Origin of the sequence: Aeromonas piscicola (assembly GCF_000820005.1) — a bacterium.
GTDB lineage: Bacteria > Pseudomonadota > Gammaproteobacteria > Enterobacterales > Aeromonadaceae > Aeromonas > Aeromonas piscicola.
Genome location: NZ_CDBL01000013.1, coordinates 39,855 through 61,148, shown reverse-complemented (window position 1 = coordinate 61,148; position 21,294 = coordinate 39,855). Strand labels below are relative to the sequence as shown.

At 51.5% G+C, this 21,294-nt stretch carries 20 protein-coding genes and 2 pseudogenes; 12 read left to right on the top strand and 10 right to left on the bottom strand.

The genetic code is table 11. The annotated features are described in order from the left end of the window. Positions 1-12: 12 nt before the first annotated feature. From BN1128_RS02660 to BN1128_RS02615, 10 genes are all read right to left on the bottom strand, one after another. Positions 13-930, bottom strand: coding sequence for a DUF4123 domain-containing protein (locus tag BN1128_RS02660; RefSeq protein WP_042866123.1), 918 nt, complete (start codon positions 928-930; stop codon positions 13-15). 3 nt (positions 931-933) lie between these two features. Further along, the gene (locus BN1128_RS24035) at positions 934-1,740 is read right to left on the bottom strand and encodes a DUF4123 domain-containing protein (RefSeq protein WP_052445481.1); all 807 of its coding nucleotides are present in this window, start codon (positions 1,738-1,740) and stop codon (positions 934-936) included. Between the two features lie 316 nt (positions 1,741-2,056). Beyond that, complete coding sequence (locus tag BN1128_RS02650; RefSeq protein WP_042866122.1) at positions 2,057-2,761, bottom strand: ankyrin repeat domain-containing protein; 705 nt, start codon at positions 2,759-2,761, stop codon at positions 2,057-2,059. A gap of 77 nt (positions 2,762-2,838) precedes the next feature. Then, on the bottom strand, positions 2,839-4,227 hold the full coding sequence (locus BN1128_RS02645) for a PAAR domain-containing protein (protein ID WP_042866121.1): 1,389 nt from the start codon (positions 4,225-4,227) through the stop codon (positions 2,839-2,841). Between the two features lie 9 nt (positions 4,228-4,236). After that, positions 4,237-6,273 (bottom strand): type VI secretion system Vgr family protein, encoded by a 2,037-nt coding sequence (locus tag BN1128_RS02640; protein WP_042866120.1) that lies wholly within the window; start codon positions 6,271-6,273, stop codon positions 4,237-4,239. Positions 6,274-6,600: 327 nt separating this feature from the next. Next, complete coding sequence (hcp1, locus tag BN1128_RS02635) at positions 6,601-7,119, bottom strand: type VI secretion system effector Hcp1 (protein WP_010634822.1); 519 nt, start codon at positions 7,117-7,119, stop codon at positions 6,601-6,603. Between the two features lie 391 nt (positions 7,120-7,510). After that, positions 7,511-8,767, bottom strand: coding sequence for a hypothetical protein (locus BN1128_RS02630; RefSeq protein ID WP_156140082.1), 1,257 nt, complete (start codon positions 8,765-8,767; stop codon positions 7,511-7,513). Beyond that, positions 8,748-9,830 carry a YagK/YfjJ domain-containing protein gene (locus BN1128_RS24030; protein ID WP_052445480.1) on the bottom strand — a complete coding sequence of 361 codons (1,083 nt, stop codon included), beginning with the start codon at positions 9,828-9,830 and terminating at the stop codon, positions 8,748-8,750. The genes BN1128_RS02630 and BN1128_RS24030 overlap by 20 nt, the downstream gene beginning before the upstream one ends. 373 nt (positions 9,831-10,203) lie before the next feature. Next, positions 10,204-10,407, bottom strand: coding sequence for an AlpA family phage regulatory protein (locus tag BN1128_RS02620; RefSeq protein ID WP_042866118.1), 204 nt, complete (start codon positions 10,405-10,407; stop codon positions 10,204-10,206). A gap of 494 nt (positions 10,408-10,901) precedes the next feature. Continuing rightward, entirely contained in the window at positions 10,902-11,273 is a 372-nt protein-coding gene (locus BN1128_RS02615) for a helix-turn-helix domain-containing protein (RefSeq protein ID WP_042866117.1), read from the bottom strand. 202 nt (positions 11,274-11,475) lie between these two features. On the opposite strand from BN1128_RS02615, the gene BN1128_RS24025 reads away from it, so the two are divergent. The 12 genes and pseudogenes from BN1128_RS24025 (at position 11,476) to BN1128_RS02560 (ending at position 21,240) form a co-directional block, all read left to right on the top strand. Next, on the top strand, positions 11,476-12,276 hold the full coding sequence (locus BN1128_RS24025) for a hypothetical protein (RefSeq protein WP_052445479.1): 801 nt from the start codon (positions 11,476-11,478) through the stop codon (positions 12,274-12,276). Between the two features lie 66 nt (positions 12,277-12,342). Continuing rightward, positions 12,343-12,690 (top strand): YkvA family protein, encoded by a 348-nt coding sequence (locus BN1128_RS02605; RefSeq protein ID WP_042866116.1) that lies wholly within the window; start codon positions 12,343-12,345, stop codon positions 12,688-12,690. A 20-nt stretch (positions 12,691-12,710) separates the two neighbouring features. Beyond that, complete coding sequence (locus BN1128_RS02600) at positions 12,711-13,136, top strand: DUF2787 domain-containing protein (protein ID WP_042866115.1); 426 nt, start codon at positions 12,711-12,713, stop codon at positions 13,134-13,136. Positions 13,137-13,146: 10 nt separating this feature from the next. Continuing rightward, positions 13,147-13,575: a hypothetical protein gene (locus BN1128_RS02595; protein WP_042866114.1), complete on the top strand. Its 429-nt coding sequence runs from the start codon at positions 13,147-13,149 to the stop codon at positions 13,573-13,575. Beyond that, a pseudogene (locus BN1128_RS26540) lies at positions 13,550-13,815 on the top strand (hypothetical protein). The gene BN1128_RS02595 and the pseudogene BN1128_RS26540 overlap by 26 nt, the downstream one beginning before the upstream one ends. 87 nt (positions 13,816-13,902) lie before the next feature. After that, on the top strand, positions 13,903-14,400 hold the full coding sequence (gene radC / locus BN1128_RS02590) for a RadC family protein (RefSeq protein WP_042866113.1): 498 nt from the start codon (positions 13,903-13,905) through the stop codon (positions 14,398-14,400). Continuing rightward, the gene (locus BN1128_RS02585) at positions 14,397-14,588 is read left to right on the top strand and encodes a hypothetical protein (RefSeq protein WP_042866112.1); all 192 of its coding nucleotides are present in this window, start codon (positions 14,397-14,399) and stop codon (positions 14,586-14,588) included. Before radC ends, BN1128_RS02585 begins: the two co-directional genes overlap by 4 nt. Positions 14,589-14,940: 352 nt before the next feature. After that, positions 14,941-17,067: a sensor domain-containing diguanylate cyclase gene (locus BN1128_RS02580; protein WP_042866111.1), complete on the top strand. Its 2,127-nt coding sequence runs from the start codon at positions 14,941-14,943 to the stop codon at positions 17,065-17,067. A 467-nt stretch (positions 17,068-17,534) separates the two neighbouring features. After that, positions 17,535-17,633: pseudogene (locus tag BN1128_RS26130) on the top strand (transposase); the annotation flags it as partial. Between the two features lie 140 nt (positions 17,634-17,773). Beyond that, positions 17,774-18,349, top strand: coding sequence for a cytochrome b (locus BN1128_RS02570; protein WP_244464546.1), 576 nt, complete (start codon positions 17,774-17,776; stop codon positions 18,347-18,349). A gap of 161 nt (positions 18,350-18,510) precedes the next feature. Then, positions 18,511-19,422, top strand: coding sequence for an AraC family transcriptional regulator (locus BN1128_RS02565; protein ID WP_209428537.1), 912 nt, complete (start codon positions 18,511-18,513; stop codon positions 19,420-19,422). 66 nt (positions 19,423-19,488) lie between these two features. Further along, on the top strand, positions 19,489-21,240 hold the full coding sequence (locus BN1128_RS02560; protein ID WP_042866110.1) for an amidohydrolase: 1,752 nt from the start codon (positions 19,489-19,491) through the stop codon (positions 21,238-21,240). Positions 21,241-21,294 lie beyond the last annotated feature (54 nt).

Below are 21,294 nucleotides of genomic sequence, written 5' to 3'. Positions count from 1 at the left end.
GAGTCCCTCAACCTATCCTTTATCCAATTCGTGAAGCGCCTGTTCAAACAACCTATCCATGCGATTCTGTTGTCCTACCAATTCGGTTGGGTCATCCATTATTTTTTTTGCCCAAGGAAGCGCCATAAAGCCCGCTGGCATTTCCAGTTTTAAACTCAAGAAGCGAATAACATCCTGCTGGTTTTTGAATCCATTGGAGATAGCCTCTCGCTCACCCTCTTTGACGAAAGAGAACAATTGCTCTGGTTGCCACCCCTTAACCACTTGATGATGTGCCTGGATATGCGCGACATACTCATCGTGTGCAACTCGATCTGACAGCGAGTTCAATGCAGTCCACTGTGCGGGTGATAACTGTTGCGGAGCACGCCCAGCGAGGTCATGTTCAACCCGTTCAATGAGCTGGAGATATTCACAACCGTCCTCCGGTAACACATCGATAAACTTGGCGATAGGGCCAAACAGTGCAGTGGCTTCGGCAGGAGAGCTTGCCATCAAGAGGGGCTTGGCCACCTGCCAGTCACTGAGCCGCAATATGGCGGTCTCATGTTCAGGTGTATCTATCCAGGACCACTGCCGCAGATGTGCCAGCAATGCTTGCAACTGCTGAAACGGCGTATACGCCAGCATGAACCAGTCGAGCTGAAACATCAGGCCCCATCCGGGTTGATGGGTGACAAGGCGCTGAAGCTCTGGCCAATTTTGTCGATGAACAGGGATGAGATAGGGGGAGATAGTGCTATGCAGCTTTCCCGTCGCCCCCCAATACAGTCTGGTTTGCTCAAGGCTACCGCCCCATTTTTCTGCCAGGCTAGGCACAGCCTCGTTGATGGCCGCTTCGGCAAACATAAACAGGCCTTGCCCATCGAGCAGCTGTTGCCAGTCATCATCCTGATGCTTGCCAGATATCATCACCTTGCTTGCGTTCACGCCTTACGCTCCTTTATCGTCTACCAGACCAAACAGCCATTCACGTCGATGGAAATGGGCCCGTGAATCACTGACCAGCGCTGCATCCATCTTGAATTTTTTAATGGCCATCGATAACGAATAGTGAGAAACCAATTTAATAAACTGAGGGTGCCGATAATAATCTGAACCTATAATCCAGCGATGCGCCGACCAGGACTCCCTCTCATCCTCCGATGCAGAGGGATATAACTTCCTTGCCAACGCAATACCGCTGATAAAGCGTCGTTCCAGCCACTCAATACTCAACTCAAAGGGATAATACTCGCTGGCTCGGATAAACAGGGTCCTGGCCAAATATTGATAGCGAGCCTGATTTGTCAGCACTCGATAACTCTCGGCACTCAGTCTGTTCTCATACCCTTTTGAAGGCAGGTTGGTATACGAGGTTGACTCTCCGAGACATTCAAATTGCAACGTTGAATAACTTGCATCGACCACCTCAGGTACATACATCGCCAGAAATGGCGATTCAAACTGCTGCCTTGTTGGCAAGTCAGCCATTGCTAGCCATGTCTTTAGCAGGGTGGGTTCGTGAAAGGGGAAAAAGACATGTCGTCCATCCGGGTAAATACAGGCATGGCGAGCAATGCAAGCTTGCCGAACCTCATCGATGCCGGCTGTTGTCGTCAGCAGCACAATACCCACCTCAGGGTAACGTTCATGAGACAACAGCCACAACAGCAGACTTTCCGTTGCTGCACCTTCTTCGATAAAGAGCAGCAGTAACTCAGAACCTGGATAGCACTGTAAATTATATTCATTGGACAATAGGCGACAATCCTCAGAACATCTATGATGAAACGACTTCCAGTAATCAACGCCACCATCAAACCGACTTATATCAATGACGACATATAGATTGGATGTCTCATCCCTGACTATATCGAATATAGGTAACGACATCGAAATGCCTATCTAATTTTTGCATTAACAGGACGTATTAAGCTTATTAGCACACGCCTACAGTATTGCGTTAAAAGTGCCGACTAGCGTGACAGCAGAGCACGATGGACGTGATTAACAGAGCAACATGTTGTTATGGTGAGGCAGTGGTCTAGTATTCCCAGACCACTGCCTCACATCACTACACTTTTTCTCCGCGAGCCCAACGCTCACGCACTTCTGCAGGTGTTAGTGGTGGAAATTTAACGCCTTTATCAACTAAAAACTGTTTTACCTTAATCGCCCAAGGGTATTGAGGGGAAGACTTATCCATTAATGACAGGCTATCTTCCACCGAGAAGGCCAAATCAGAACCACCGCTGTCCCTCATTTTATAATCTGCACCATGCTGCAACAGCCAATAAACAACTTCATACTGATTAATATATGCACCATACAGTGCACTATTACTGCCAGGACCATCGGTTAAGTTTAGGTCTGCACCACGTTCAACTAATAACTTGATATTGTCCCAATGAGCCTCTCCAATTGCATTGAATATGGCTGGTTGCTCATCAGCGTTCAAGGAGTTAGGATCCCCTCCTGCGTCCAGCATCATTTTTAACCATACCGAATTTTTGAACCCTGTAACCCGAGAAACACCATTGCCCCCCATACCATCCTTAAAATTAGGGTCGGCGCCCAATTTCAAGGCCAGTTGAACGGCTTTTTCATTTTTAGTCTCATAGACTAGCCACAGCAATGGGGTTGCTCCCGGAGGCTCTGTATCTCGAATATTGAGGTCAACATCTTGTTCAATTAACCTACGTGCAGTCGTTTCATCACCACGCAGGATAGCTTCCAGCACACTGACCACAGGGGCAGGGAAAAATTCACTGGCCTGCATTTTACTTCCCCCTACATGACATGCCGATACTAACCCTAGTATTCCTACGCAAAGTACTTTCAAACGAGATAACCATATCATTTTGCTCCTCCAAGCTTGCTGGTAATGGTACCAATATCCTCACTCTTCTGTGCTTCAATACCGGCAATCACTTGCTCCATGCCGTGGCGAGCGACGGGGTTTCCACCTTGCGAGGGCAAGGGTAACATCTTACCTGCAGCGGAAGGCAGCGCGCCCCCAGCTAACACCATGCCCCCCAAGGCCCCACCAATTGCCGCACCACTAGAGCCTCCGAATGCACCACCGATCCCGGCAAACAGGGTGGGGACCGCCAGTTTTCCCGCCCCCTGTAACAGAGTAAGTATTTCACCGTCGACAGCTTGAGTTGTGATCAATTCACTTATCTTATCCAGTGGCAGACCACCTTTGCGGCTGACTGTATTGGCATGTAGTCCGGCAGCATTGAAGGTATAACCAGGCAAACCAGTGACGCCAACCCCCGCAGAAGCCTCTCCACCAGCCAGCGAGTGACCCACCACAACCAGTGGTGAGGAGGGAGAAGCGACTGTACGTTTCACTTGCTGTGCCAGATACATTGCCTGATTATATTGGGTCGTTTCAGCCCCTCCCCCCTGAGCAATGTTTGTCATCCAGTCCATTTTACCGGTCACTTTATTATTCGTGCCCCGATAGGTAAGCATGGTCTCGTTGTTAATGGACGACTTAAACAAAGCCGCCCCAAATCCGCTCTCTTTACTGGTAAAGACAGCCTTTTCCAAGCCTGGTATTTTTTTAGCATCAACCAGCTGGAGTCCCACCGGGGATGCAGATAATTTATCTTTTACACCACGATTGAATTCATCAACCTCGTAGACGTACTTAGCAGCCTCTGCCCGCAAAATACTGTCATTGTTAAAACCAAGCCGTTTACCAGCATCCGCAAGCCCTGGCACCTTGCCGGCACGCTCAGATAATTGCTTACGCGCCTGATAGCGCAGCTTGCGCTGTGCTTCTGTTAATGTTTTTTCCACCTCTGGCAGGGCAACAGGAGCAGCCCACTCAAGCAGCGTTTGCCATGGCACAAGCATGGGAGAGAGCGCCAACAGTGGCAGCCGCTTTTTGGCGGCTTGCTCGGCGCAGCTCTTGGCAGGGGATTGATAGGGGCTATCCCCAATGATCACATTGCCACTGCCTGCTGCAACAGAACCGCCACAGCCGATGGCATCCCCCACCCTTGCCGCCGCCTTACCGTTGATAAACACATTGCCGGAGCCACCGGAGATGGCGCGACTGTGAATTCCATGGGGCATGTTGGGACAGGGGCAGGCATGGAGCAACACAGCATCACCTTTACGTGCAGCAGGCTTGCCATTAATGATGACATCACCACTACCTGCAATGATGGGGGTCGCTGGGAAACAACCATGACCGGCGCAGCTATCACCTAATCGAGCAGCACTTGGCATATCGGCTCCTTAGCGACGATCCGGCGCGTCCGGCAGGGTGGGCTTGTTGGGTGCTTCTGGTTCTATTGCGACCGGCGCAGTGCCGGCGCCAGGTGAGCCACCATCGTTGATCTTGACCACATTACCCGAGATGGTTACCCCAGAGCCATCAAGCTTGATAAAACCACCGGGCCCTTTGATGGTCAGTGCTTGCCCCGCCTCCAGCACAATATCGGTGGCTTTGAGATAGCTGTCTGTGCCAACCACCACTCGCTGATGTGCCCCTACGACCAACTCTTCTCCACCAGAAATAGAGGTCTGGCGGCTACCATCCAGATGAGTGATCTCTCCCCCACCAATGAAGCGCTTGAATGAGGCCATGACTTTTTGCACAAAATGGCGGCCAATCAGTTGGTGATGATCCTGCCCAATTTGCTCAAAATCATCTTGAGCTACCGTGCGATGACTGTGACGGTCTACTCGCTGGAACTGATCCTGATTGACCGTCAGGTGCTGATCCAGTCCCACACTTTGACGATGAATGTGGTTGATGACGACGTCCATGTCCTTTTGGGCATGAATGTAAATCTGCTCTCTCGATGCTTCATCTTCAAAACGCAGCTCGTTGAAGCCTTGGCCCTTATGTGTGTCGGTTCGCAGCAGTGTTCGTGTTTTATGTTCGGGCAAGACATAGGGGGTTTGGTTGGTGGCGTGATAAGTACGACCTGTCACGATAGGCTGATCCGGATCCCCCTCGAGGAAGCTAACAATCACTTCGTGACCGATACGCGGTACCGCCATCATGCCATATTGGCCACCCGCCCAACCTTGGCTAACACGCACCCAACAGGAGCTCTGGTCGTTGCTGGCACCATAGCGATCCCATGGGAACTGCAGCTTAATCCGGCCATATTTGTCGCAATAAATCTCTTCACCAGAAGGTCCCACGACAGTGGCAATTTGAGGCCCATCAACCATGGGTTTATGTGGTAAGAGCGGTCGCCAGGTTTGCAGCGCTTTAACAACCGAGAACTCATTGGTCACCGTTGTCGCACCATCGCCGCCTTCTTCTTCCAGTGCTTGAGGCTGCTTGCCGGTATGAACAATGCTGACGATTTGCCAATCGGTATTCAACGCTGCATTTGGGTGCTCACTCAATGCAAAAGTCTGGCCCGGCAACAGCGCCGCACAGTTTGATTGGCCTCGGCTTGCCATGGCATCCCTGCGCAGTGCATCAAGCCGGTATTGGGTGAAGGATTTACCACTGGGGTCTTGCTTGAAGCGCCCAGGGTAGTCGAAGTGCTGGTAGGTATCGCGCTGATGTTCCAGCTCGGCCCCCATCTTCTTGTGGGACAAGGCATAGGCCGGGGTCTTGAAGCTGTAATCCTTGAGTTCAACTTCAGCCTGACGCACTGCTTCTCGATAGTGGAACTGACGAATGTAAGGCCCTTGCTCTAGTGAGCGATTGCCCAAATTGAAGAAGAGCGCAGGCCCATTGGTGAGCGCAGCAGCATCATCTGCGAACACGAGACGATGCTTGCCAGCTTCAAACTCATGAAAGTAGAACATCCCCTCTTCTGCGGCGAGGCGATTAATGAATTCAAGGTCAGATTCCCGGTACTGTACGCAGTACTCCCGCTGCACATGAGTATGCTTGAGTGCAAAGGCGTAGTCGGTAATGCCGTGCTCTTGTAGCAGGGCGCCGATGATCTCTTCCGGCTTTTGGGCCTGGAAAATACGGGCATTATGACGCAGACCCAATCGCCACAGCGCAGGTTTGACTTCCATGCTGTAGCGCGTTCGGCGAAAACCGCTGTCGCCTTGTTCGAACTGACTCACCACACCGTTCACACGCCGCTGCAACTCACCCTCGTACCACACCAGCAACTCACAAGGTTGATCCAGTACCGCACCGAAGTCGATATCCGGCTGACTACTAGCCAATTGCAGTGAAAGGATGAACGGATCGCTTAACGCCTCATTCAGCGTAAAACTTGCCACAACAAAAGTGGTAGCAGGCAGCGCACCCACCTTAACGGTGAATTGCAATCCGGTTTGATTAGCCATGATATCTCCCTATCACCTTTCGAAACTGCACCAGAAACCTGTCAAAACGCCACGCTACCGCCCTCTCCGGTACACAAGCAGTCACCAAAGATAAGTAACATGACGGGTAATACGTTGTTTGTGTCTGCATAACAGAACACCCCTTATTGCTTTGCCATCACTCCGCATTCACCAACTGGACGCCGACTTATTAGGCAGAGGGATGGCAAAACATAAAGACTCCGGCAGCCCAAGACTGTCTGGAGAAATATGGGATAAAAGGCCGGTGTAGACCGGCCACAACATACGAGATTACTTACAAGGAATAGCAAGATAAGAAAGCGAAGCTTAGGCCTCGATCGGCGCACGCCAGTCATCTGCACCAGAAGTGCCGGCAACGGTGTGCTCCCAATCGATTTTGCGGTAGGCCAGAGAGACCTGGATCAGCTGGGTGAAGTCAGACTTTGCCGGATCCTGGCAGTGCGGCATCTGGCAGTCGATGTCGACGATGGTGGCATCGGTCAGCACGGTAGAGAAGAAGTGCTCCTGCTTGCCCTCGACGGAGGTACGGTACCACTTAAGGGTCACTTTCGGCAGCATTTCACCGGAGGCCAGCGAGTTGTACATCAGCGGCACGGCTTTGTTCAGCGCAACGGTGAACTTGAACGGCTTGTGGACACGCTGACCGGCAGGCTGACCGGATTGCGGGTCAGTCGGCACGGTCACTACGTGTTGGAACTCTTGTACCAGCATCTCGTCTTCGTGACCTTGTACGAAGATGTTGCCGACGGAGTCGGAGGTGAAGGCACCGGCAGTGATATTGCCCTGAGTTTTTCCTTCGATGCTGATATAACATGGAGTTGGCATGTGTATGCTCCTAAATTAGGTTGGTTAAATGAGTTAGCACTCGACCAAACCCTTTAGCAGTGACCATGCCACTTTTTCGATCTGTTATTTATCAGTCACTTACCTCCCAGCTCGCATGCCAGTCACTCAGTCACGAGCGAGTCTTTGCTCAAGCTTTGTGTATTCACTGGCAAAAATATCACCAGCAGTGGTTTCCACTGGAAGGTGGGCAGTAAATTGCGCATCGCAGGATTATTCACCAACATCACTAGTGCTCCACACACACCCTCATTGAGTCAAAGCCTCGGCTACATTCCAGCAACGACTTGCCTGCATGTCTTGCTGCAATCCGCCTAGGGGGTCTCTTGGATTCATCGACTTTGGTTGATTACTCCTCCAGAGTGCACATATGCTACAAGCGATATGACCTCATCATCCTTTTCTGAGGGCTTTCGGGATCAGTCTTATATTTCATGTAGCATCGCGAAAGGAACAAGTAGTCAAAGGCATCAACGATAGGTGCTAACTTCTCTTGTTCGAGCTTCAATGCTTCGTTGCCATGATGCTCCGATGCATTAGCGCTGAAAAAATAGAGCCCGCTATTCTGGCTATTAATGACAGGTAGATGGGGACAGGTAAAGGCGGTGGTATGTATTAATGCATAGGGGTAGACAGGATTGCTATCTTGGCCTTCCGTTACATTAACTTCTGTGCGCCAGATGTCCAATGCTGCATCTACATCTAAATTTGCGCACTCAAAAGAGTTATTGGTGTATTTATCTGGGTAGTTAAACAACAGCATGGCACTGCCATACCACCCCTTCATTTCGGAATATTTAAAGGAGACTACGACACCCCCAATACTTCCGAGACTCTTACGATGCTTCAGTTTTGCTATCCATTGTTCAACTGCCTGCGTGATTTGAGAAAATTGAGTTTTTTGTGATTGGCTGTAACAGACTTTGCTGAGGGCATTACTATCTAAATCGGACTCAGAGAGGAAAAACAGGTCGACCAAGCTAAGGTATGATTGCGTATCAGGAAGGTTAGTGTAACGTCGGAGTTTAGCTACACGGGTATCAACTACGTCCCGTACAGATGCGTAAAATGACTGCTCTGCTTCGATAAATTCTGGTGTGGAGATAGTGGATTGATAACTATGAATTGCTAAATTCCACTGTTCTATGTTTATAAAACGCAGTACAACCCCAACGGAGTGGCCATTTATACGAGTCATATCAAATTCGACATCTGCAAAGTTTTGCTCCACGTCAAGTAGCGCTTGAATAAGTGGGGTAAACTGATGTTGCTGTCGACATGTTTTCAGTTGAGGCAAAAGCTTAATAAAAACTTCAAAAAAAAGCATCCCATGCCGTCTGACCTCAATTTCCTGTTTGATACATCTTAGTGGATAATTTTTGGAGTCGCTAGCAAATCTATGCTTGACACCAGGCTTGTACGGGTGGCGAATAATTGCAGGTCCATCGACGTTAGCAGATAGCTCTCTAAATCTATTCAGCAGCCTAATTGATATCCCCAACACTGCCATGGTCGTATTATTATCTGTTCTGTAACGCTCCACGCAAGAGTCATTCAACTGTACTTGCGAGATAGCTTTTTTCTGATTCTCTCGCGCTACGACGTCCGGGTTAAACTTTTCCTTCGCCACTTCTTTCTTGCCTCATTTTTTGTTGTTTTCCCTCATGATGCTTAGTTCTGGGGCGACCGGGTTTTAGTGCCCTTTTGGGAGGCCCCCCTCGTCCAAAAGTCCTGACCCTTCCCTTAAGCAAACTCCCCACCTTCGCAAACAACTGAGGCTTGGTCAGATAGGCCAGGGCTTTACGCAAATTCTCCCGTTTGATTTCGTCATGATAATCCACCGCACCGATACCACAAAGTCGATACATGTTCTTGTGGGTATTACACACATAAACACGCCCCTTGCCTTGTGTGACAGCTTTCCACTGCTCACCAATACCGAGCCCAATGGTCATGTCTTCACGGTGCTTAGAACCATCGTATAAGCACACCAGATGGTAGTGGTATCCCGTTTTTTCGGCGTACTCGAGACTCCACGCATAACCAACAGCATCTTTAAGAAAAGGGCTGTTGCGCCGGTCCCCGAGTAATTTCGTGTGATAGTGCACTACGTCTTTCAAGGGAACATTACCACGCTCGGCCTCAAGAAAGGCCAAATCGACTCGAATAACCAACAGCCTGGCATAACGAGCAAACAATTCATCAACGTACTTTTCCAACTCCTTATAGTTCTTGTCTGGGCCGCGTTTAAAGTTCTTGATAGCCTTACGCAGGTCCGCGCTATTCAAGTCCTCATGCAAGTGACGGAGATGTCCCAGCAACAAAGACTCACGCTCAGGGGCACTCTGCAGGACTTTCAGTTCATCATCAAGCTGATGAAGAGCAATGAAATCAATAAACAGGTGAACCACAGGGTTATAGATAAAGACCTGATGCGCTATGTCGACCGTAGCGATCAGATCAACACAGTGCTTCAACTCCCGGAAAAATGCATTGGGCTTCCTGCGATTGTTCAGCAGGGCTGTAGGTTGTGTCTGCTGAGAAAAGGTATCAAGGAAGAGAATGCACTCACGTACTGCATTAAAATCAGAACTGCTTTTCCAGATACCAATCGTACCATCATCCATTATATCAATATTGCGTTCGCGGATGGCCTGATAGGATTCCATATCAACGCTACAAATCGAATTCATACGTGCGCCTTGTAATTTTAATCCTTGAGAATTTATCGTTGTGCACAGCTAAATAAGAGGGTTATTTAAAGCAATACAGCCCAGAGGGCTGTATCTAAACTGGATGTCTAATGTATTACTAGTCGATATAGGCTCCTTGCCAAGGACGGTTAGTTAAGTGCAACCCACTAAGGCTGCACTATTCTTAATATGAGTTGATTGAGTTGCAATTGAACTCCTGTATATAGTTCTGATTGCATTGGATTATTCTAATAACAATAACTACAGAAGTCAGACGTTAAAAGTCTGATGTTAGAACACCTCATCTATCATTACGTAAAGAAAAATTATACGGAATAACTTTGTATTTGCATTTGAGCCAAGCAAATCAAAGTTAGTGTACACGACGCCCAAGCAACCACTGGTCGATTTCATGCTCGAACCAGCCAACTGAATTGGCGCCCAAGCGAATTGCCTTGGGAAAGCTGCTATCAAACCGGGGCGAAGAGGGGTTCATCCGGTCGTAGAGTGAAGAGCGGGACAGCTCCAACTTTTTCACAAGGTCATTGCAGCGCAAAATCTTGATGGTTGATGCCATTACAACCTCCTCTGTGTTGACGGGAGGGACTATAAGCTGAAGCCGCATTCTATGCCGAGATATGAAGCTACCAAGTTAGCCTTACCTTGAATTGCGCAAGGTGAGTCACAATTGGGTTGCTTTGTTTTCACGCAAGATACCGCTTTCCATTGTCCTTATTTTTGCGGGCCCTTTGGCTAAAGCCAACAGCTCGTCCCTTGTAGCGAATCGATTGCTCAGCTCACTATCGCCTCCAAGATAGGCTGCTAACGACATCCATTACAAAAGCGACCAGAGTTAGTTCATCACTATCTCAAAGTTAGTTCATTCCTTTAACTATCAATATGTTGCGGAGTCACACCAAACATTTTTCAAACCTATATTCCTTGCTTGAACACCTATCGGATATGCCTGCTTGACCGTGATGACTTCTTGTCGAACGGCGAGATTGCTCACCCGAAAAGGGCGTGAGCTTCATGACCTTATGAAGGGGATGTTTTTTCTTACTTCTCAGATTAAAGGGAGGCTCTACTGCTTCGCTCATCACGACTTAAGCGGTCAACTAAACCCCCAAGGGTATCCAGCAATAGGGTGCGGTCAGCTTCGTTCAGTCGAGATAATTGCTGACTCAAAAGGACGGCTTGTTCAGCGGGGCGGTTACTGGTCTCACGCAACAAATCTGTCAGCTCACAGCCGAATAACTCGGCAAGCTCCGCTAGTCGAACAATAGTCGGAACAACGAGTCCACGTTCCATTCGTGAGATAGCCGCCATCCCAATGTCTAGATGTTCAGCCACCTGTTCTTGGGTCAGTCCGGCAAGTTGCCGCTGACGAGCAATCGCCTTGCCTACACGCTTGGCTAACAGTTCGAAGTTGATATTGGTCATAAGTCCTCCACTGGACCTATATGGTCTAGCTTGGACCCATTGACATGAAGAACCTACAAAGGCGAACATAAACCCAAAAGGTCCACAAAAGACCTTTTGAGATGAGTGCTTGCACACCCTAATTTTGTCACCCCCTCTCGCCCCTCCTTTGCTTGTGCTGACCCGATGCATGCAAGGAACCCTTTTATCCCAAGGAGAACTTATGAAACGTTATTTACTTGTCTCATTGTTGCTGGCAAATGGCAGCGCCATGGCATTTGGAGAGCCTGGTCGCTGGAGCGAAGGCTGGGGGCAGGGCCAAACCGAGTATACCGCTGTGGTTGATGAGCAAAACTCGCTCTACATCAGTTGTAGCGAAGACACAAAGGTCTTCATGATGGCGACCGTAGATGGTGTTGAATATGGCGAGTCTGCTGGCGCCAAAGGCGGCTTTACGTTGATGGTTTCTGGCAACGACTTCTTCCGCCCTTACGATATAAGTACTCAGTCACTCGCCAGTGACTTTTACTTTATGTGGAACAGATTGCGGGATGCTGACACCATCATTATCAAGACGGAAGATGGGAAACGGCTGATATTGCCCACCGAGGATGCCGATAAGGTACTTCCCAAAGCTGATTCGCCCAAATTCACCTGTCTGAAGAAAGTTGAGCGTGACCTGCAAGCCGCAGCTCAGGCCAAGAAGCCCAAAGCACCCCCTGCGCCAGTGCTGGTGACCACACCACTTTCCTCCTCTACCTTTGACGTGAGCTGGAACTGGGATGAATTTATGCCCAATGTGCCAATGAAAGTCCTGCAGGTCGTATCACGCAGTGACAACATCACTATTCACAAGGCGGTGGTTAACCGGGGTCAGTGCACCAGTACCCCACATGGTCGTTTACCATTCGCCCTTAAATTTGGTGGCGCGGCCAAATTTATCATTCCCGAAAACTGCAACATTCTGGAGCTGAGCCTGTTCACGGACCAAGGGCAGGCATCCTATCAATTCAACACCCATTAATCGGGTATTTTCCCCCATCAGCCGGAGCTTCATGCTCCGGCTTTTTTATTCCCATGGAGATTGCTTATGTTACCTATAGTGCCCCCCAAAGATGAACCATTCGACCATCCCGGCTTCTGGCGCAAACTCTGGATGTTTGCCAAGCGAGCAGGGCGTCCCTTTATCGAAGTCTGTCTGCTGCTTTACTACGCCAGTCAGAAAGACAACCTGCCACGTTGGGCCAAGTTCGTTATCTATGGTGCCTTGGCGTACTTCGTATCACCCATTGATGCCATCCCAGATGTGTTACCGATGGGGCTCGCCGATGACATTGCGGTACTAAGTGCCGCGCTCGCCAGCATTACTGCCTTTATTGATGACCAAATCCGTGCCCGCGTTGTGAGAAAAATGCACGACCTGTTCGGCAACGATTAACCTGTTCAAGGAGTTCCTCAATGACCATTCCCTTTTTTCGGGGCGGCTTTGCCCTGCCCGTTGCCCAAGCGCTGCTCGCGTTACTCAATCAGGAGGTCGCTCATAACGACCTCAACCTCGAGCGCCTGACCCAGCTCACCTTCAACTTTCGCAGCTCCACCTACAGCCCCGAGCAAGGAGGGGCTCACCCCGTTGAGATACGCCTGATACGTGGTCTTGATGGCTGGCTGTTCGATTACGTCACCGACTTCAGTTATCAGGGACTGGGCCAGGATGCCGAGCTTTGCAAAGAACTCGATTTCAACTTCCTGGATGACGAGCACTATTTACAAGGGTGGGGGCCAATCCAGCGCTCAGAGGCCCATGAGTTATTTACCCTGTGGCAGACCAACTTTGTTGCCTACTGCCGGATGGCGTACTTCACCGTTGAGGTCAGCGGGGATTAGGAGGTGTGTGATGACTGACGAACTGCCGCTCTCCCTCACCTCGCGCAAGTGGCTGGGACTGGTTACGGCCAAGGCCAAACTGCAGCCGACTCGCCAGGGTGAGCGCTGGTTGCTGCACCTGACTCCTGATTGCCCACATGCCCGCACCGTCACGCTGCATCTGCGCTGGTCTGGCGTGCAGTGGCAACTGCTCTCCCTCACCAATGCCGAGGACTGGCGCACCATGAGCCAGCCCGTGGATGAAATCTGTGTGGACCCCAAGCGTCGCTGTTTCTGGCGCCGTCAGGCTGGCCCCGTCCCGCTCTCTGACCAACCCCGTGTGCTGGGAAGCTTTCTGAGCGACCTGCAGCAAACCTGTATCCATCATGGCTATCGTGTGGAGAGTGACCCTTTACCCCAAGAGGAGGCACACGATGCCCAAACAACCGATAGCCCTTGAGCTGGAAGCGATTAATCGGGATGGCGAGACGCAGGTGGTACGTGACAGTGGCCTGACCGTACAGGGCTACAGTGTCTACCTGCGAGCGGTAGAGGCCAGTGACCTTGCCATCTGGGTAAGCAGACTACAACACCATAGGACCGGCCTACCAACTAGCGGAACGGCTGAGTGTGGCGCCCCATGCCGGTCCCCGAATCGCTGGTGCCTGTGAAGAGTGAATCCGCCGCCACGACCAGCTGAACATCCCTCAAAGTGAACCGACAACCTCTCTGCATTTAGCCCCGGTATGCCTCGCGCTGCCGGGGTTTTCTTTTTCAGGAGACCACCATGCGTTACCACAAACTCAAAGCCGGGGAATGCCCCGGCACCTATGTCATCACTGAACCGGTGACCGAGCAAGACCTGCTGCGTATCGCCAACCAGATTGCCCGTAAACGCCTGGCCAAAGGTTCTGCCATAACCAGCACCACAGACGCCGCCGACCGCCTGCAGACCTTGCTGCAAGACAGAGAGCACGAGGTGTTCGGCGCACTGTTCCTTGACTCTCAGCACCGCGTACTAGCGTTTGAGGAGCTGTTTCGTGGCACCCTTGACAGTGCCAGCATCTACCCACGGGAAGTGGTCAAAAGGGCCTTGTTACTCAATTCCGGGGCCATCATTGCGGTCCACAATCACCCCAGTGGTGACCCAGAACCCAGTCACTCTGACCGGGTCTTTACCCAGGCCCTCAAAGAGGCCTTGGCGCTGGTCGATGTGCGATTGCTCGACCATCTGGTGGTTGGTGCCGAAGGCGTGGCCTCGCTGGCTGAGCGAGGTCAGCTATGACTCTAACCCCAGGTAAGTCACACCTCACAGCACTCGACATCCTCATAGAACTGCGCTGCTGGCTTGCAGACAACGTCGAGATGCAGGCAGCGCCGGCTATCGTGGCTCACCTGCCGAGCGGCTACCAACTCACCCAGGCCGATTGTATCGAGGCCATTGATGCGCTGCTGCAACGGCTACGCCATTAGCCACAAGTACAATTCGATTACCCAACCCCTCGAGCAAACCTTCAACGAGTCGCTAGATGTCTTGCCAACCACTACCACTCAGCTGCTCTGAGTCTTATCAATTCACTCAGCCCTGATAGGTGACTGTTTCTGCAACGAGAGCTTAATCTGGAACAGCAGGGGCTCAGCACTACGTCCCTGCTGTTGCCATTAAAGTGATTTGCTGAAATCACGATTTGAGCAGACTTCTTGGCATAGGGTGCCATGTGAGATTGGCAGTAGACAACAAATCAACCTATATTCTTATACATGTCAGTAGCGTCGCTGATTGTTGAGCTTTTATTCTCTGCTGGGTTGAGGGTCAAGGATAATAATGAAACGTATTTCTATGCATAGCATTACAAACCCGACCAGTACTCATGTAAAGAGCCTAACTCGATACCTGTTGGCATCTTTGCTCTTTATTGGGTTGGTACCACTTATATCGGTGGGATTCTTGGCATATCAGCGCAGTAGCCAAAGTCTGAATGATAAAACGGGTAGTTTTCTCGCCGCTCAGGCACGAGAAGCGATAGACAAGATTGATCGCAACCTGTTTGAGCGCTATAGCGACGTGCAGATGATGGCCCTCAACCCCAAGGCATTGGGGGATCCCGCAAGCGTCAGTAATACCACTGACATTTACACCCAAGCATATGGTTTTTATGACTTGATGGTGATTGCCGACTCAGCGGGGAACATCATCGCCAACAGCACGTCGACAGGAGATGGTCGGCAGATCAACAGCGATGCATTACGAAGTACATCGGTCGCAGATACGGAGTGGTTCCGACGTGCAATGAGTGGTTACCTCGGTCATGGTCAAAGCTATTACCGTGATGCTACGTATGACCCCCTGCTTAAATTGGCGACCGGCACTGAAGCGCAGACACTCCTGTTTGTTGCACCTATTTATGGCGCGGATGGCAAGATAGCGCGTATATGGGCTAACTGGGTTTCGTTTGATCGTGTTGTTGGCGAAATAATGAGAAGCGTTCGGCAGCAATTATTGGATGGCGGTAATGCGGGCATAGGTACCCAGGTACTGTCTCATGATGGTTTGATACTCGAGCCGAGACCGGATGATGGCGCTGCACCATCACAATTACTGAAAATTGGTTCGCTAGGTACCATGGACCTGCATCAACGCTCTGCTGGCTTTATCACAGTAGACGCCGACGATGCAGGTGGAAAAGCCCAAATCATTGGCTATTCCAGCTCCAAAGGCATTCTTGGCTTCAAGGGTTATCACTGGGGAGTACTGGTTCAGCAAGATCTTGCGGCAGCATCCATTGCAGCACGTGATTTGGGTCATTTTGTCGTGATTGTCTCACTGATCGCATTTCCACTGATCCTGTGGCTGGCCCTTACCATCAGCCGTTCAGTCAGAAGAACAACTGAAGGACGAGAGCAGGCACTGTTTAAAGAAGCTGAGCGTCAAGATTTTGAAGCTAAGTTGCACCGGGCGCTGGATGCCAGTGAGTCGGAGGAGGAGGCATTTGCAGTGGTGGGTGAAGCACTATCACTTGCCATCAAAGAAACACCAGGGGAAATGTTATTGGCAGACTCGAGTCAGATGCATTTTCGCCAGGTTGTAACTGCCGAACCGGCTGGAGCTCCCGGATGCATGGCTCAGACTCCTCGCCAATGCTTGGCATTCAGACGAGGGACAACCTTGATATTCCCAGATTCAGAGTTGATGGATGCATGCCGCAAATTGAGAGGGCGCCCAAGTGGCACTTGCTCTGCCGTGTGTATTCCAATGACAAGCATGGGCAAGCAAGCCGGTGTTTTACACGTATCGGGAGCTCAGGGACAAGTCTTTGACAGTGAAACTGTTTCACGCTTGCAGTCTATCGCATCACGTGCGAGCACCCGGATCGCCATGTTACGAGCCATGCAAGAAACACAGTTACAAGCCGAAACCGATGGTCTCACTGGGTTATTGAATCGGCGCAGCCTTGAAAACCAAGCGAGAGCGTTGCTGTCTCGCAAAGGGCCCATATCTGTGGCTTTTTGTGATTTGGATCACTTCAAACGACTCAACGATAGTTTTGGCCATGAAGCTGGCGATCGTGCTCTACGGGTCTTTGCGCGCGTATTGAGCGATGTGGTACGCAATACCGATATCGTCGGACGCTATGGTGGCGAAGAATTTGTCGTGATACTGCCTGATGCTCCCGTAACCGTTGCGGTGGATGTTATGAATAGAGTGCGAGAACAACTCGACCTCGCCTGCATGTCAGGGGCCATGCCAGCAGTCACGGCCAGTTTCGGGGTTGCCTACGGCGAAGGCCCCATAGATTTCGATGAAATCGTGCATTCTGCTGATGTAGCCTTGCTGGTTGCAAAGCAGACAGGGAGGAATCGTGTCGTGGTGGCAGGAGCAGTCATTGATACCAATGTCGCTGTCGAGTCGCATCACGATAAAAGCATCATGGAAGCCAGTGAAACTACTTGAACTGATAGGTAATCGAGTACTTTGCTTGGCGGCCACTTCAAAACGGGGTGGCAGACTGCGCTAGTCTGCAGCTCTTTTGCGGGCTTTGCTGCAAACGTTCAACCGTATTCTGACAACGGCGCAGCTGTATGTTGGCGTCGTTAAACGGCTGACAAGGCGGAGCATTGCTGGTCATGCTGTGGCCTAACGATGGAAAGCTTTTTGTTACATAAACAAATAATGCGCCGAGTGCCCACCCAGTAGCCGCACTGGTTATCAGAATTGCAAACACTAGCAATACATCCACAACATAAGACCTCATCACACACCTCATCCCGGGTAGTCAGTTTGCCTTCGGCTGCAACCTCACTTCCTACACCTGGCGTACTTCTAAACGATGCGCTGGATCTCACCAAAACTCAATGTGAATCACCCCGATTTTCCTAGACACCTCAAGAGCCTCAAACTGAGGTCATTCAGGAGGTGTCATGATCAAGCAGCAACGTTACACGGAAGAATTCAAACTGGCCGCAGTCAAGCTGGTAACTGAGCGCCATTACCCTGTGGCAGAGATAGTCAATGCAATACAAGAAAAGCAAGATTGGAAACGCGGGTGTTTCATTTACTTTATATTATATTTCGATACTTTTTATTAATTTCGGCCAATCGGCAATCGCTTAGACGTATTTCGGCCAAAATAAATATTCCAAAAAAATTTAAGGAAACAATGAAGATGATAGAGGATCACTCACCGCCGTTAAGCCTGCTAACCCGATTTCTGCATTGGTCGGTCGCCTTGCTGATGATTGGCCTGACCCTGCTGGGTTATCTGATGGTGAAACTTGAGATATGGGCTCTCTATCCCCTGCATAAATCACTGGGCGTGGTGGCATTGCTGCTTGTGGTGCCACGGGCCATTGTCCGACTTGGCGAAGGGTGGCCTACGCCGGTTCGCCAATACTCCCGCTACGAGGCACTGGCAGCCAAAATAATCCACTGGGGATTGCTTATTTCAACCCTACTTATTCCTATTTCTGGTATTTGTTATTCCGGTGTCGCGGGCCGTGGTGTTGCCCTGTTTGGCTGGTTTATTATCCCAATGAATCCAGATAGCAATGATCCAGAGAATGTCATTCCATATAGTGAATCATTGAGTGATATCACTCATTCCGCTCATGTATATCTACCTTATATCATGCTGGCATTCGTGCTGATTCATATTGTCGGCGCGGTAAAACATCACTTGCTGGATAAAGATAAGACTCTGATGCGTATGCTTGGCAGGACGTCACCTGAGAGATGAACGTAGTGGAGAGATAAAAATCTCTCGACCGAAAGCGTCCATTTCTTTAGGGGACATAGAGTTGTCTGGCAGAAAAGATAGTGAAGATGAGTGAGTGACCAGAGCAAACGGGTTCGACAACGGCAGAGGGCTCTGATTAAATCCGACTCTGACGCCCACTTTTGCTGGCTGGCAAGGAGTCCGTTCTGGATTATCGCAAACCTGTGTTCAAGGCGATGGACTACATCAGCCACCATCTGGATGACAATCCGAGTCTGGATGAGGTCGCAGCGGCAGCGGCCATCTCCACCTTTCACTTCCACCGTATTTTCAAGACGATGGTCGGCGAGACCATTGCCGGATTTACCCGGCGCCTGCGCATGGAGCGTGCCGCCCGTCGCCTGCTCGCCTCCCACCAGAGCGACATCACCACCCTCGCGCTGGCCGCCGGGTTCTCCAGCTCCCAGAATTTCGCCAAGGCCTTTCGCCTGCACTTCGCCATGAGCCCCTCGGAATACCGCCAGCAGCAGGGGGGAAACTGGAAAAGCAAGATTGGAAACGATCCCCTTCCCTTTGACACCTATGATGGCCTAGTCATGCACCCGGTCACCGAACACCCGGGTCTGCTGCAGGGGGCAAGCGTCAAGCAGATGCCCGCCCGGCGTGTGGCATACATGCGCCGCCTGGGCCCCTATGGCAAGGAGACCTGCGAGCAAGCCCATCGGGATTTGCTCGCGCAGTTCGCCTCAGACGAGGCGATGACACCGGCGGGTACCCTGAGTCTTTATTGGGATATCCCCGATATCACCGATGAGACGCGCTGCCGTACTGACGTTTGCATTGAGCTGGGGCCAAAGATCCCCGTTGGGCGCCAGTTAACCACCCAAACCATAGCCGCGGGCCCCTATGCGGTATGCCAGTTTATCGCTCGCGGCGATCAACTGGTCGCCTGCTGGGAGACGGCGTTTCGCTGGGTAGTGGGCCAAGGGCTGAACTGCGACGATCGCCCGTGTTACGAGCAATACCACGCGGGCACGGATCCCGACCGGGATCATTACGTGTTTGATATCGGTATCCCGCTGATCAACCGATAAGCCGATACCCCATTTCCACTTACCCACTTCGGTGCCTTCGGGCGCCGAAGCGACGGAGTCATGCCCATGAATATCAAAACGCTGTTTCTCGCCAGCCTGCTGGTGACGCTTCCCGCTGCCGCGAATGCCCAGCCACAGAGCCAGACCCTGATCTTTGGCGGCACCATCTACAGCGGTGATCCGGCGAATCCTCATCCAGAGGCGGTCGGCATTGAAGGTAAAAAGATCGTGGCGGTCGGCAGCTATCAGGAGGTCAGCGCCCGACTCGGCAACCATGCCAAGCGCCTTGACCTGAAAGGAAAGTACCTGATGCCAGGGCTCATCGACAGCCATGTTCACGCGGCATTTGCCGGCTTTCAAGGGATGACGGTTAACTTTCCAGATGCCATGAACCAGGTTGAGCAGGTGCAGCAATTTCTGACCCGCAGCAAGGGTGATCCTCGCCTGACACTGGGGGATGTGCAGCTATACAGCAATGTCTCCCTCGACTACTGGCATCAGCTACCCCTGCTCGATCAGGTGTTCAATGGCCCGCAATACCAGCAGACCCCGGTGGTGCTGGCCGGTTCGGATGCCCACACTGGTTGGGCCAATCAGGCCATGCTGCGCAAGGCTGGCATTGATGCCGAGTCCCTTGCCAGTCGTTATGCCCCGCTGAAAGGCAATTTTGGCCTCACCCCATCCGGCGAGCTGAATGGCTTTGCCTCGGAAGGCGGGTGGGATGCAATCCTCAAGGCGCTGCCCCCCGTCAGCGACGAGACGATTGCCAATGCCATCCTGACCGCAGCCAATCAGCTTAATCAGGTGGGCATTACCGCCTGGATGGACCCTATCAGCAACATTCGTCCCCTCGCCCCCATCTTCAACGCCGAACCGGATCGCCGTGACACTGGCCTGTTACCGGCGTACAGCATGCTCTCCCGGGAAGGCAAGCTGACCGGGCATGTATCCGCACTGGCACTGGTGGGGATCCACGCATCGCCCGCCATCATTGATGACGTATTGGCGCTGCAACAGCAGTTTCAAGACGCCCCGGACGTCAAACTGGTGGGGATCAAGATCCTGCAAGATGGTGTCATCGAGTTTCCATCCCAGACCGCCAAGTTGAGCGAGCCCTACCTCAATCACCCCGGTTACAGCGGCAAAGACGATCTGGATAAGCAGCGTTTCAACGAGCTGATCCGCACTGCGGATGCCCATCAGCTCATCGCTCATTTTCATGCCATCGGGGATCGGGCTGTCCGTGAATCACTGGATGCCATCGCCTATGCACGGGCCCACAATCAGGATCACCGCCTGCTGCACAGCATCACCCATCTGGAGGTGGTGAGCCCGGCCAGCATTGCCCGCTTCAAACCACTCAATGTGGCCGCGTCGATGCAGCTGTTGTGGGCCGGGAAAAACGTGGCAACCACCATGCTGCTGGAGGGGAAAGTTCCCCCGGCCCTGCTGGCCCGCCTCTACCCGGCTGGAAGCCTGCTACAAAACGGGGTAATTATCGCGGGAGCCAGTGACTGGCCGGTCTCCAGCCCCAACCCCTTCCTCGCCATGTATACCGCAATCACCCGACAAGGAGAGCTTGGCTTGCTGCCCCCCGCCAGCGAACAGATCAGCCGTCAGGCGATCTTGCAGGCATATACGCTCAACGCCGCCAAGGTGATTGGGCAGGAAAAAGAGATTGGCTCTATCAGCGTAGGCAAGAGTGCTGACCTAGCCTTGCTGGATCGCAATCTGGAGCAGGTGGCGAGCGAGCAAATCAAGGAGACCAAGGTGCTCTGGACCATGTTCAAGGGCAAGCTGGTCTATCAGGCCCTCTAATACTAAGCGGGCTGAGCTGGGTCGGGGGTTATTAAACCACTGCATAGGGAGACC